The 12,291-nt window shown below is 64.5% G+C and carries 15 protein-coding genes and 1 pseudogene; 5 read left to right on the forward strand and 11 right to left on the reverse strand.

Annotated elements, in window-relative coordinates; all coding sequences use genetic code 11:
- The first annotated feature begins 1,101 nt into the window (after window positions 1-1,101).
- The 3 genes and pseudogenes from NOF53_RS10350 to NOF53_RS10360 all read left to right on the forward strand — a co-directional run.
- On the forward strand, window positions 1,102-1,461 hold the full coding sequence (locus NOF53_RS10350) for a hypothetical protein (RefSeq protein WP_255967926.1): 360 nt from the start codon (window positions 1,102-1,104) through the stop codon (window positions 1,459-1,461).
- Between the two features lie 23 nt (window positions 1,462-1,484).
- Complete coding sequence (locus NOF53_RS10355; protein ID WP_255967927.1) at window positions 1,485-1,919, forward strand: DUF6653 family protein; 435 nt, start codon at window positions 1,485-1,487, stop codon at window positions 1,917-1,919.
- A 53-nt stretch (window positions 1,920-1,972) separates the two neighbouring features.
- Window positions 1,973-2,185, forward strand: a pseudogene (locus NOF53_RS10360) (alpha/beta hydrolase); the annotation flags it as partial.
- 101 nt (window positions 2,186-2,286) lie between these two features.
- Here NOF53_RS10360 and NOF53_RS10365 read toward each other — a convergent pair.
- Complete coding sequence (locus NOF53_RS10365) at window positions 2,287-2,715, reverse strand: hypothetical protein (RefSeq protein WP_255967929.1); 429 nt, start codon at window positions 2,713-2,715, stop codon at window positions 2,287-2,289.
- A 259-nt stretch (window positions 2,716-2,974) separates the two neighbouring features.
- Here NOF53_RS10365 and NOF53_RS10370 point away from each other — a divergent pair, with 259 nt between their 5' ends.
- Window positions 2,975-3,379 (forward strand): hypothetical protein, encoded by a 405-nt coding sequence (locus NOF53_RS10370; RefSeq protein ID WP_255967931.1) that lies wholly within the window; start codon window positions 2,975-2,977, stop codon window positions 3,377-3,379.
- A 93-nt stretch (window positions 3,380-3,472) separates the two neighbouring features.
- On the opposite strand, the gene NOF53_RS10375 is transcribed toward NOF53_RS10370, so the two are convergent.
- The 5 genes from NOF53_RS10375 to NOF53_RS10395 form a co-directional block, all read right to left on the reverse strand.
- Window positions 3,473-3,847, reverse strand: coding sequence for an AMIN-like domain-containing (lipo)protein (locus tag NOF53_RS10375; protein ID WP_255967933.1), 375 nt, complete (start codon window positions 3,845-3,847; stop codon window positions 3,473-3,475).
- A 922-nt stretch (window positions 3,848-4,769) separates the two neighbouring features.
- Window positions 4,770-5,282: a hypothetical protein gene (locus tag NOF53_RS10380; RefSeq protein ID WP_255967934.1), complete on the reverse strand. Its 513-nt coding sequence runs from the start codon at window positions 5,280-5,282 to the stop codon at window positions 4,770-4,772.
- Window positions 5,283-5,824: 542 nt separating this feature from the next.
- Window positions 5,825-6,019, reverse strand: a complete 195-nt coding sequence (locus tag NOF53_RS10385; RefSeq protein ID WP_255967935.1) for a hypothetical protein — start codon at window positions 6,017-6,019, stop codon at window positions 5,825-5,827.
- A gap of 113 nt (window positions 6,020-6,132) precedes the next feature.
- On the reverse strand, window positions 6,133-6,378 hold the full coding sequence (locus NOF53_RS10390) for a hypothetical protein (protein ID WP_255967937.1): 246 nt from the start codon (window positions 6,376-6,378) through the stop codon (window positions 6,133-6,135).
- Window positions 6,375-7,091: a hypothetical protein gene (locus NOF53_RS10395; protein WP_255967939.1), complete on the reverse strand. Its 717-nt coding sequence runs from the start codon at window positions 7,089-7,091 to the stop codon at window positions 6,375-6,377. The genes NOF53_RS10390 and NOF53_RS10395 overlap by 4 nt, the downstream gene beginning before the upstream one ends.
- Before the next feature lie 377 nt (window positions 7,092-7,468).
- Here NOF53_RS10395 and NOF53_RS10400 point away from each other — a divergent pair, with 377 nt between their 5' ends.
- A complete protein-coding gene (locus NOF53_RS10400; RefSeq protein WP_255967941.1) occupies window positions 7,469-7,801 on the forward strand; it encodes a hypothetical protein in 333 nt (110 codons plus the stop codon).
- Between the two features lie 113 nt (window positions 7,802-7,914).
- On the opposite strand, the gene NOF53_RS10405 is transcribed toward NOF53_RS10400, so the two are convergent.
- The 5 genes from NOF53_RS10405 to NOF53_RS10425 all read right to left on the reverse strand — a co-directional run bounded on the left by NOF53_RS10405 (window position 7,915) and on the right by NOF53_RS10425 (window position 12,270).
- Entirely contained in the window at window positions 7,915-8,262 is a 348-nt protein-coding gene (locus NOF53_RS10405; RefSeq protein WP_255967943.1) for a hypothetical protein, read from the reverse strand.
- Window positions 8,263-8,541: 279 nt separating this feature from the next.
- Window positions 8,542-8,937: a DUF6262 family protein gene (locus NOF53_RS10410; RefSeq protein WP_308213804.1), complete on the reverse strand. Its 396-nt coding sequence runs from the start codon at window positions 8,935-8,937 to the stop codon at window positions 8,542-8,544.
- On the reverse strand, window positions 8,925-10,502 hold the full coding sequence (locus tag NOF53_RS10415; protein WP_255967945.1) for a site-specific integrase: 1,578 nt from the start codon (window positions 10,500-10,502) through the stop codon (window positions 8,925-8,927). The genes NOF53_RS10410 and NOF53_RS10415 overlap by 13 nt, the downstream gene beginning before the upstream one ends.
- On the reverse strand, window positions 10,480-11,289 hold the full coding sequence (locus NOF53_RS10420) for a hypothetical protein (protein ID WP_255967947.1): 810 nt from the start codon (window positions 11,287-11,289) through the stop codon (window positions 10,480-10,482). Before NOF53_RS10420 ends, NOF53_RS10415 begins: the two co-directional genes overlap by 23 nt.
- 60 nt (window positions 11,290-11,349) lie before the next feature.
- Entirely contained in the window at window positions 11,350-12,270 is a 921-nt protein-coding gene (locus tag NOF53_RS10425) for a tyrosine-type recombinase/integrase (RefSeq protein WP_255967949.1), read from the reverse strand.
- Window positions 12,271-12,291: the final 21 nt, after the last annotated feature.

A 12,291-nucleotide genomic window follows, 5' to 3' on the forward strand; every position in this document is an offset into this window, starting at 1 on the left:
GGTTGACTCAACGAACAATTGCCAGCTAAGAGACCTGCGCGATGACGTCCCCGATCCGCACGGGAGTATCACCTTCACGGGAGCCGAAGAACTCCAGGACAGTCTTGGGCAGACGTTCGTCTCACTCCCGCCTGCAATACGAGTGTTCGTCGGCCGCGAGCCTCACGGCTGGAACGACAGTGACACTAACGGGGCCAGAGAATATCGAACCGTTGCCGGTACTCATTGAGATCGATGGATGCCGCCGTGTACTCATTGACGAGCACATCGCCCTGCAAGCGCCGTCGTGTAACGACAGACTGCACTGCGGCCCCAGTACTGGTCGGCGAAGAGGGGCTGATTACCGATTTCTGGCGTCACCCGCCGCGTGCTGCATCCCATCAGCTGTTGCAGCGAGTCCGGCGTGTGGCGGACGTAGTGTTCGGTCCGATCGACCTGGTCCAGTTTTCTCGATCTCGCGGAGTCCACCGATCTTGAGGAATCCACAGTCGTCGACAGGGTAGGACGGGCGTAGTGCCCGTCCGCGCGCGTCGATCAACCACAAGTCCGGTATCGGTGCCAAACTCGCCGTTCCACAACTGTTCTGATCCAGACGTGGGCCCTCAGACGGGGCATTGAGCTTGTCGATTGCCGCAGCGAAGTCACCCTCCCATCGGTGCTCGGCAAAACTCCCGGTGAGATCAGGGGTGACCGAATTCGCGAGCCATTCGTCGCAGGTGATGGCCGCGACAGGCTCGAATCCGACGGCACCGTTCCCGATCGCGGTGCCGGCGCCCGCATCAATTCGGTCGGTGGAGTGACGCCCAGCAATTCGCTGCCTTGCGGCATTCGACAGACCGCAGCGTCCACGATCTCGGCGGGATCGCGATCAGGGGCTGGTCCGCGGACCGGATTGCATCCGCTCATCAGTGCCGTCAGTGTGACCACTGCGGTGAGCAGGCGGCGACGGTCCATGTTGTGCACGCTACCTTCGACGCACATCGCGGCCCGGCATCCGACCGGAGCCCAATTCAGACGCCACCTCCGGCTGTAAGTGGATCCTCATCCGGTGCCGATATGCGTTCGGTGATTGAAGCCTGGGAAGCAACGATATGGTTCGGTGTGCCCGAAATTGCTAGCCGGCGTCGCACCCAACCACCGCCGCCTCGTATCGTCTACGAAGCTCTCACCAACCCGGACCGTGACCCCGTTCGTCCGTGGCTGATCCTGCACACCGACGAACAACCCCCCACGATCGCAGAAGCTGTCGAACCGAACCTTGTCGTCTGGACCTCAATCTGGCTGTGGCGACCGGATGCACGGATCCGCTTCGACATCACTGGCCCACCACGCGGCGGCACCACTCTGTCCTGGACATTGATCGTCGACGAACCGGTCCCGGACGGGGAAACGACCGTCCGCATGCGCAAGCGAGTGAACGAACTCATCAACGCGAACCTGCGCTTCACGTTCGGTCAGTAGTCGCCCCGATCAAGGATCCTGACATGACCCACCACTTCGCCGACCTCAAACACAATGTCTTCGCTCGCCACTCCAACCCGTGGAGTGCCTGGACTCGCTGGCTGAGCACCCCGCTTGTGCTCGTTCCTCTGTGGACACGCCGGTGGAGCCACGCCGCGATCGTCGGTGCCTGGATGGCCGCCAACCCCGTGATCTTCCCGAAACCGGCGGACGAGCACGCCTGGTCCACCCGGGCGGTGCTCGGCGAAGAACTGTGGATCACCGAGCGGCCCCGCGACACCGCGATGGCGGTAAACGCGGCGGCCACGCTGGCCGGCATCACCGCACTGATCGCCGCGCGGCGACGCCGCGCCGCGCCGGCGGCCGGTGCCACCGTGGTCATGATGGCGCTGCTGCTGGTCTACTGGCGGCTCATGGCCGGCTACTACAGCCGGCACCGGTGCGCCAACACCGGCTGAGCGCCGAGTACGAGTCGGCTTCCGGTCACCGTATCCGACGTGGACGATCCGGACGAGTCCTGGATGGCATGGGACGCCTGGCAGGTGTCCCCGCCGTTCTGGTGCACGGTCGCTACGACGTCTCGGGACCGTTGGACACGGCGTGGAACCTCGCGCGTGCCTGGCCGGATGCCCAGCTCGTCGTGCTCGACGACGCCGGCCACGGTGGAGCGGGGTTCGGCGCCGCACTGGTGGCTGCCTTGGACTCCTTCAGCAGCCAGACCTGAGCTTGTCGTATGAGGATGGGCCTTCGGGCGGCGCTGGTACCCCGACGGGCCCCTCAGCCCTGAAACACTGACCCGTTCGTCGTCCCGATTCGGGATTGCTGTCAAAGGCTGCCGATCACTCTTTGGCTACCTTTGTCGGACCAGACCGCGACGGCATCGACGAGTCGAGGGGTCATGAATCCACCGGTATCGCCCCACGGCCACGCGACATGGGCGCGGGCCACCTGGTCTTGAACGAGGTCGGCAATGCAGACGACGACCGCCTCCTCTTCGTCGTCGACCTGCGCGGCACTTCCGCTCATACCTAAACCGGTGGGTGCGCGACCGAGCACCGTCACGTCGCTCAGAAGGAACACGTAGCCGCTGTCCGGTTCGTACTCAGCGACCCAATCGATCCGCTCGATCAGACCGCCGTACTGACGCACGTTCAGGTCGTGGCCAATACGACCCAGTGCGTTGATCCACGCATCCGGCAGGTCCGACGACACCAGGTGCACGCCCTGCCGCGCTATCCAGGCGGCGGTCAGCACTTGCTCACCGCGAGCGTCGAAGAAACCAGCCATCGTTTCAGAGTGTTACCTAGACACGATGAATTGAACGACATCGAGTGTGCCCGTCCGCGACTTAACGTCACCCTCGATGCCTGACGGATCGGGACACCGGTCAGCGATCCATCAGCGGTTACGAAGCCAGATAATCACGTGTACGGCAAACGGGGATCAGGTGATCGATTGGCCCGCAACCGGACTTGTCGGGGACTGGCAACCGGTAACCAGTTAGCCTGCGCAAATGAGGTTTTTGGTCGGCTGCTCCTACGTCAGTGTGTTGTGCGCCTTACTGATCGGAGTGTGGGTGCTTCCCCAGCTGTTGACGAAGGGATACATCGATGTCGGTGGTTCCCCTGCCTTCGAGCCGTTGTTCATCTATCCAGGGCTGGTTGGGTTTGTCGTCTGCATCATGGCTGCTGTGACATCGTTGATCATGTATGGACGCCGGAGGCTTACATCGGTCGGTCAACGCCTCATCGCGGCTGGACAGGTGTTTACAGTCACGTTGTTCGCCGCCTGCATTGCGTCGCTGTGGCTGCCCTCGGCGACTGGGTGGGAGCTACTCGCCCTGCCCGGGGCATTGCTGATCGGTCAGACCGCGGTGGGGGCCGGCTTGGTGTTTTCGAGATCGCTGAGGCGCACCTGATGAACGGGCTGCTGTGAGTACTGCTGCCGCGACTGACCTGACCGGTTGAGGGTCCCTCTGCGGTGACTCGCAGACCGGCGCCCAGGTCTGGTGCTACTCGTAGATGTCGACGGCGATTCTCATCGGTTCAATAAGAGTCATGACCTGGAACTGCGGGTAATTGGTGCGGAGACCGACGAACGCCTGGGTGGCTCCCTCATAGTTCGGCATCAGGTAAACCTCGGCCACGCTGTGCGCAGCGGGATTCGACAACGGATTGGGTCCGCTGTACTCGGCGACCCCACTTTTGGCCGGCGAGACCGTGTCGAAGAAATAGACCTGCAGAATCGATTGACCGTTGATTCGTATCGCAGTCTCGTCGCCGCGTGAAATTGCCTCGGCAACATACTCGACGCGCCAGCGAGGAGCGTATGTGCCACCGAAGTCGTAGACGATGCGATCGAATCCCTCGTGCCGCTCAATGTGCATGCCACTGGCCGTCACACCGGCGAGGGGCGGAATCGTCGGCGAGGAAGGCAGTGCGCCAGGGGTGCCAGACTCCGTCGGGCTCACTGTTGCAGTCGGTATGGGAGAAGTTGGACTGCCGGGCACGACCGTTGGGGCCGGGAACTCGGGGACCCGCGGTTCGGGAAGGGCGCCAGCGCCGGACTGCGCCGAGGGGACCTCGCCCCACGGGATCGACGACGTTCTTTCGAGGTTTCTGGCCGGTTCGCCGGGCGACTGGCAGCCGACAGCTAGGGCAATGCACGTCATCATCGCGATGTACGAGATCATCGTGCGCGTGTCGCCCCTCATATCTGGGTATCGCCCTACATCGGGGAAACGTGACTCGATTTCGGTGCTGCCGGAATGCCTTGGTCATGGCGCTTTTCGACGGAAAGTGCTCACCGTTCGGGGATCGCTGATCGGTTATCCAACTGCTGCCCGGGGGTTCTGGGCGAAAGTACTCCTCAGGCGAAACCCCCGGCGGAATCCGGTGAGCCTTGTGGTCAGGGTCGGCGTCGAAGGTGATTGTGAGCGACGTGCTGAACGCGCCGGTGCTAGGTCCCTGGGGTCGGCGATACGGTTCGTCGCCGACGTACCATGCGTCCCTAGCGACGAAGTCGTAGCCGTCCTGAACTCCCTCCCCAGGTAGGCGTTCCCACTCGAAGAACACTTGACGACCAGGATCCAAGCCCATGCGAGTCTTCATGGAGGGCGTCGTCGCGTGTATCCAGCAACCACCGGGTGTCTCGGGTGAGTCGATGACGCCCCAGCCCTCGTCGAGGTTCCAGCTACGAACGGTTCCGATCGTCGGAGACATAAGTCGATACTGCATCATCACCACGGGCGTTTACGTCCAATCCTCTACTCGGCCGGCCGGTGACGGAGTGATCCCGGTGATTGATCGCTATACGACACCGCCAGCAGGTCGTACCACATCTCCCGTGAATCGGTCCCGGTACTGGATGAGTCTCCGCGGAGCGGGGTCTTGCGGCCAGATCTGGAGTTGGAGGTGTACCAGTGGCTGCTCAGACTTAGGTGGGTACGAGTCCCAGTATTCAGTGCGTCCACGGGCAAACACGCGGATCCGGTAGCTGCCCGGTCCCGCCGTATCCATCGGACCGATGATGGTCCCAGTCAGGCCGTCGAAGCAGATCTCGTCATCCTCGGTGGTGAACGACGCCTCACCAATGTCCTCCCACTCATCGAGCAACGAGTCCGTGATTGGAGGAGCCAAACCTTCGGTTGCGGCGACAGTCACGCGGATCAAGCCGCGCCCGCCCGTATGGATGACCACCCGGCCGGGACCACCATTCACGAACCACGGTTCCTGGTTGAACCACTCCGTACCGAGAAATTCGGCGTCGAACTGTGGCCGAAGAATCAGCGCGTTGTAGTCGACGTCGATCTCGATGTCCATTGGCGCCAGCAACGTTCCCCCGCCCGCGTTGTCGTATCCCGCATCGGTACACAGTGTGGCAAATAGGACGGCAGCTTGCCTCTAATCTTCGCTCGCATAGCCCGCATACCGATCGGAGACCAGTCACCGATGGACGGCTGCAGCCGCTTGATGCCGGTTCGGGTGGGCCCCACCCGACCGTGTCGGCTGAGGCCTTCGCATCGGAGCTCCAAACCGTCGGTTGATGTGCGACCGCCGGCTCCCTCCTCGGGGGGTGCCGTCACTGTCCTGCACTTCAGATCCGATGCCGTCGTCTTTGGGCGGTGCGCTCTGCAGGTGGTAAGTAGCACCGCTATTCAGTTCGTCGGGGCTGAAGGACTGAAGCCGGAAGTAAGTCGCGCTGGTGTAGCTGACCACGGTGACTTTGTAACGTCGCTGATTCGCGGGGATGTCGTCGAAGTGCGCGGTGTAGGTGCATACGCCCGTGCCGTCGAGATTCCGATCAATGTTCTCGACTTCTAGATCCGAGACGGCGGTTGCACCGGCTCTGTCGCCGAGGATCATCACTCTGTCGCCCGGGGCAACACGATTGCTCCGATGGTGCACTCGCCGGATTCGGCTGATGCCAGGTTGGCTTCGCCGGTGACGGTCACCGTGGCGGCGAAGGTCTCCGGCACGTCGGTTGTGGTCGAGCAGCTCGTCAGGGTCAACGCTCCTGCAGCTGCACCTGCCGCGATCTGACCCAGTCTCTGCCTCATGTGCAGTCACGATAGACAGTCTGAGTTGGGACCGTGGTTGGACTCCGATCAGGAGTCACAGGGAAGTCAATTTGGCCTCCAGCTGCAGTTCCGATTGGCGATCCCTCTGCGGTTCAGTCGGAGTCGCCGAATCGGACCCAGGTCACCCCGTCGACCAGGGTGGCAGAGGGGAACTGCGGTTGGTCGAACGGTGTGTAGGCGACCGCATATGCCGCCATACGTGTCCGAGGGTCGTCGAACTCTCGCAGGCGACTTGCGCGGAGACCGGCGCGGTCGATGTCGAACGCGATCTTCTTGTCTCCGTCGGCCAGATGCCAGGTGTAGCGGACGACGACCCGGTCCCGGCCGTGCAGGCTCACCTCCTCGAGGGTGAACGATCGGTGAGCACCCATTCGGCCGAGCCGGTCGGCGAGGGTGGCGGCGAGCTGGGAACGAACTCGAATGCCCACACCTCGGGGGCGGGCGCTTGCGGGTGGGGTACCAGGTCAGCGTTGATCATGTCGCCGTGCCGGCGGAGGTAGATGTGTAGCTCCCGATTCTCGGGGACGAGTTTCTCCGGGTAGGCGCGGCGACCTCCACAGACGAGGAGCCACTTGAAGTCGCTGGGCGCGAGCCGGGGGGTGGGGGGATCGACGAACACGACGAAGAAGGCGGGACGGACCCGCAGCTGCGCCATGTCGTTGAGGATTCGATACGCGTAGTCCGCCAGGTCGCCCAACACCACCCGCACCCATGCGATCTGCTCTCTGACCGGCAGATCCACTGCCCGAGACTTGATGTCGGGTTCCTCCGCGCTGCTGTCGGTGGAACGTGCGCTGATTGCCACCTGGATCATGCGGGTGGCGGCGGTTCTGTCGAACGTCCCCAGGAACTGGGGATCCTGCCATCCCAGGGACACCGTGACGCGCACGTCGGCCATCTCGACGCTCGGGGCGGTGAACGCCGGACCGACCTCATGCACCGGTGTGCGGTCGGGATTGGTCACGGCGGACAGGTAGTTGCGCATTGGTCCGAGCTCGACGTCACTTCGGCCGTGTATTACCTCAGCCAGCTGAGCCGGTGTTCGGTCCACGCCCTCACACATGGTCCCTGCTCTCGAGTTCCGCGGTGCGGCTCATCAGCCACGCGATCGTTTGCATTTGCTTGTGCTCGGGCATCGCGTATCGCTCCCAAAGACTCCATCCGGAGACGAAGAGAGCGAGTTTACACCCGAACCTCGATGCAACCCCTGTTCGGACGAAGACTGCCGCCGCCCGTGCGCGAAGCTTTAGCCAGACTGGATTCCGCCGCTTGCGGCAATGACTCCGCCCCAGCCCAGTGCCAAGAGCGAGCCGCGACCGGACGGATAGCGCCCGGGCGCAAGGCGACGGCAGTCGGTGCTTGTTCCGGAAGCAGATCCGTTTTCGGAACAGATCTCCTGCAGGGTTCCGTAGCTGCCACCATGATCAGATGTACGAGTCGACGTTCGAGCTTATCGACCGGTTCGCGGCCGCCCTCCCACGATCCGAAGAGCTTGCACAACCGGTGGAATCGATCGTCCAGCAGTTGACCGCGCGGGCCGAACGGCTCGGACGCATCGCACAGAGGATGGAGGCCAACTCCAGCAACACCACGCTCGAATTCCTCCACGGTGTGCGTGGTGAGCTCAAGGCCACCGAAGCAGGGCTCCTCCACTGGCGAGTTGTTCTCGCGCGGCTCACGGGCAGCGAAGTGCCAATCGATCCAGAACCAGTCCCCAAGGGAGATTGGGTCGCCGAAACACCCCGCCAGGTCGACGAGTGAGACGCCCGGGGACCGATCCCCGTTCGGGGACGAGCGCCGACCGCTGTGGGCATGTGCCGGGGGCCCGATCTCGTCCCAGTTGCGGGTTCGGCTATCGGACATGCCGATTGCTTCTAGGGAACCGGGAAGGATCCGAACCCAGGGTTCACCGGTACCTGAGGCCATCTGTCGCTCGCTGGCGGGAGGACGTGGGCGTTGACGTCTGCGGTCGCGATGACCATTCCGCTGCCGGTACCCACTGTCGCCGGGGTGTATCGGCACCTCTCGTCCGGCGAGATGGGGCGACTGAAGTCGACGGGCCGAAGGGCTTGGAGCACGGTGGTGCCGGCGGCGCCGGTGGTCAGGTTTCGCCAGTTCACCGACACGTCGATACAGTCGAGCGTGGTGATCGCGATCGTGGCCGAGGGCTCTGCCGCAAAAGTCACCATGCCGGGTGCACCCGTTGCTGCGGACGGAGTCACGGTTGCCAGCAGGTGCGGTACCCAGCACCTGAATCCCACTGTGCTACATGCGGAAACGAACGTCACCGGGGCCTGAAACATCGTCCTCGCTGCCGGGGCCGGCGGCGGGTTCGCAGTCGCCGCAGCGGACGAGCCGAGCGGTGCAGCGAGGATTGCCACGGACCCCACGGCCCAGGCGACGGACGAACGAGAAATCGCAGCACAGCGCATGTCGCGCCCTCCAACGTGGGACCTGTCCCGACCCTGCTGCAGGTGAGCGTACTCGCTGAGTACCAGCACCTAGTGGAGAACCGGATGACGATCGCTGAACGGTGTCCCGATCGGCCGATCCACGAGCTTGAGGTCGTGGGCGTGGTGACTATTGTGCGGGTTGGTATCCGGGTGATTTTGGGTTCTGCGGAGTGCAAGATTCTCTCCGTGTGCGGCGGCGAGTGCCGCCTGCAGGCGGGTGATCTCGGCCTTGGCGTCGCGGAGCTGGCGGGTGAGGGTGCGCACGATGGTGCTTTGGGGGTCCGGTTCGACCGGGACGGCCGATGCCGACTGGTGCCGGCTTCGGAGGCGGGTAATGGTCTCGCGCAACTCCGTGTTGCGGTAGAGGAAATCCAGGCTGACCTGGCCTTTTCGCGCAACTCTCCGGAAATTCACGGGTTCGCCGCGTTTGTTCAGTTCAGCAATGGCCTTGTTCGCCCTCTCGGTCGCGGCAGCGGTGCGGGCTCGGCGGAGCGGCGGAGCAGCTGGGCGCGTTGGTCGGCGTCGAGAGTCACGGTCGGGATCCTCTCCTGGTCGGGCCGAGGGGAAGATCGACCGGTGGCCGTGGTTCGGCTGCCCTGCGGATCGCGTCCCGCCCCGCTATCCCGGCCCCCTGCACGGTGCCGGAACTGTCGTCGCCGCCGAGCGTGTCGATGATCAGGTTCAGGGCGGCGACCCTCGCTGTTGCGCGCGGTCAGCCAGATGTTATCGTCGGTCATTTCCCGGCCCGTGCGATCGCGGTGTTGCGCCCGTCGTGTGTCGATCAACCGCAGTGTCGAGTCCCTCTGCTCGGTCAGTTCGGTCAGATAGGTGGCGTTGGTTGCGAACTCGCCGCAGGTCAGGCACGCGTTGCCCCGTTCGCAGGTTTTCGGGCGCGGCAGCAGGCAGTAGCCGTTGGGCAGGATCCGGTCGGTGCGTTGGTCGAGTTGCAGGACATCGAGCAGCGCGCGCTGGTCGACCTCGTGGTCACGGCCGTCGGTGCCGATGAGGGCGAGACGCAGAAATTCCCGTTCGTGGGTGCTCGCGAGTGTCTTGGCGTACCGGAGTGTCATTTCCGGTGAAACATGACCGAGATAACGTTGCACGACGTGAAGCGGGGTTCCCGCGTTCAGCATCTGGGTGGCCTTGGTGTGCCGAAGACGATGGGTGCGTTGGAAATCGACGGGCCGGCCGTGCTTGTCGCGAAGCTCGATCAGGGTGGCGAGTTCGGTCATGCGCCCGCGGATGTCGCCGAGCGGGCGCTGACCGCGCTGGTTGCTCTTGCGGGCGAGGAACAAGTACTGAGGTTCGGCGCCGCGACTGAGCGTCGGCGCAATGGTGTCGCGGACCCAGTCCTGTTGCTCGCGAATGATGTTCACCACGGCCTGCTCGACCGGGATTGTGTTCGGCGCCCCGTCGATCTTGGTTTGTTGGTAGCGCAGTCGGGCGACGAAGAGCTCCGAGGTCGGTTCGGTGGTTTTGGGATTCTGGCGATCGGCGTGCTCGTCGGTGGGTGTGGTCAGCAGGGAGCTCAGCGGTTCCGGATCGAGCATCAGGATCTCGCTGAGGCGGCGACCGGTCAGCATGAGCAGCAGATATACGCGCATGACCTGCGGATCGCCGAGCCCGGAGACCTCCTTCTCGTGCCCGTCGACGACGCTGGTGCGGGATTCGGAGGTGGGTAGCCCGAGCAGGTCCAGGTGCGCGGCGACCCGGCTGAGATCTTCGTCGTCGAGGTATGCGGGTTCCTCGTTCGCCGACCGTCCGACCGAGATCGTTTCCCCGTGCGACCACAGCACGAGGTGGCGTTCGCTGAGCTCGCGCCACCGCGAGTCACCCAGCACGAACGCGGCTTCGTCGCGGTGTTCGACGAAGAACGCGTACATCGAGTTCACCGCCGTCAGGACACTGGCGACGGTCTTGGCGCTCAGTGGCTGACCCCGGTGGGGCCCGGTGGCAGCGCGGCGGGTGCGTAACCAGCCGAGAAAGTCATTGGCGAAGGGTCTGAGCATGCTGGTCGGGTCGGTGACCAGCACCGGGCTGGTCGACTGCCCGTTCGATCAGGAAGGGGCCGAAATGGGCGCACAGCGAGGTCCGGTATCTGCCGACGGTGCCCCACCGGATCCGGTCGGCGTTGACGAGGGTGCCGAGCCACCATTGGCCCGCAGCCCGCAGCCCGCAGCCCGCAGCCCGCAGCCAGTCCGGTTCGACGGTCGACCAGTCGACGGTGGCGCGCCCGCGCGGTTCGTGCCGACGCGTCGGGATCCGCGGGTCGTGCACCGGATCCCACAGGTCGGCCTGCCACCAGGCTCGTTCGTGATAGGCGATACCGACCGCCCGGCGGATCCGCTTGAGCGGATTTGCGTAGTCGTTCCGAAAGCTCACCCCGGGCCGGCGTTGATGACGGGCGGTGTAGGCGGACCGGGCCTCGGTCATCCAGGTGTCGAGGTCCAGGTCGAGGAACGAGGTCACCGGCGGCTGACCCCGCTGCACCGGCGAGGTGTTGATCCGCCCGATCAGGTGCAACCACACCGACACCGCGCCCGGGGAGACACGCTCACCGGTGACGTGCAGCGACCACAGCCACCACACGAATTCGTGACGGACCGGGTCGGGAACATCGAGGGCGACATGCCGATGAGACCAGAACTCGGAGTGATAGATCACCTCGTGCCACGGCCACACCCGCATGTCGAGCGTCCCGCTCGGCCGGACCTGTTCGGGAACGATCTCCCACAGATCGTCGTGGGTTACCCCGGTCGGCTTGTGCGCCGGCAGCGGCAACGCCGCAGACTTCATCGCTCCCCCTGATCTGCGGGATTGTCGGGCATACTCGGCAGGCGCCACCCCTGCGCGTAACTACGCCATTCGGCCACGCTGCGCAGCTCCGCCTCCTCGGTCACCCACCCGTACAGGTCGAGCGTGCACCTGGGCATGACCGAGCCGCCGCATCACCACGTGTTCGGGAACACCGTTGAGCAGGAGTGCGGTGGCATGGGTGTGCCGAAACCAGTGCGGAGTCCATCCGGCGGGGACGCTGTCACCGAGGCGGCTTTGCAGCCGTTCGACGACCCGGTAGACCCCGCTCGGGGTCATCGCCGACAGCAACCGGCCGCCACCGGTGTTGACCAGCACCGGATCGGTGTCGCGCAGCGGCAACCCGTGACGGTCGGCGAGATCCCCGACCTGGTAGAGGAAATCCCCATAGAGGCACTCGAGCCGGTCGGAGACGAATACCCGGCGGCCCCGCATGTTCTTCACCCGGGCGCCGTCGGCATTATCTTCTCGGGGAACGACTTTGAGATAGGGGGTTGCGCCGCGCCCGACAACCCAGTCCTCATGCCGCACCCCCAACACTTCACCCAGACGAAGGCCGGTCTCGGCAAGAATCTCGAACAGCAAACGGTCACGCAGATTCCCGGCCCACGACCGGTCGGCGGAATCGAACGTCGCGGCGGCGTCGAGGATCCGCTGCACCTGCACCGGCAGGAACACCGGTGTCGGCCCCGCATGCCAGCGGCGCCGCGGCACCAGCGCGGCGGGCTGATCGTGCCGCCGATCCCGCAGGTGCACCAGAAAGGGTCGGAACGCGGGATCCCGCCGCGCGCGCCCCAATCGTGGAGCAACGATGCCGTACTGGCGTTCGGACCATTCGTAGAACGAGGCCAACGCCGCCAGTCCCAGCGATACCGTGCGCGGTCCGCACCCCGCAGGCTTGCCTGGGCGCCGGCGTGCGGTGGGAAGGTCCCCGCTGTTGAGCCAGCCGATGAATCCGCTCAACGCGGTCAGTCCCGGATCGCG

This window comes from Rhodococcus tibetensis, assembly GCF_024438035.1.
Classification (GTDB): Bacteria; Actinomycetota; Actinomycetes; order Mycobacteriales; family Mycobacteriaceae; genus Rhodococcus_F; species Rhodococcus_F tibetensis.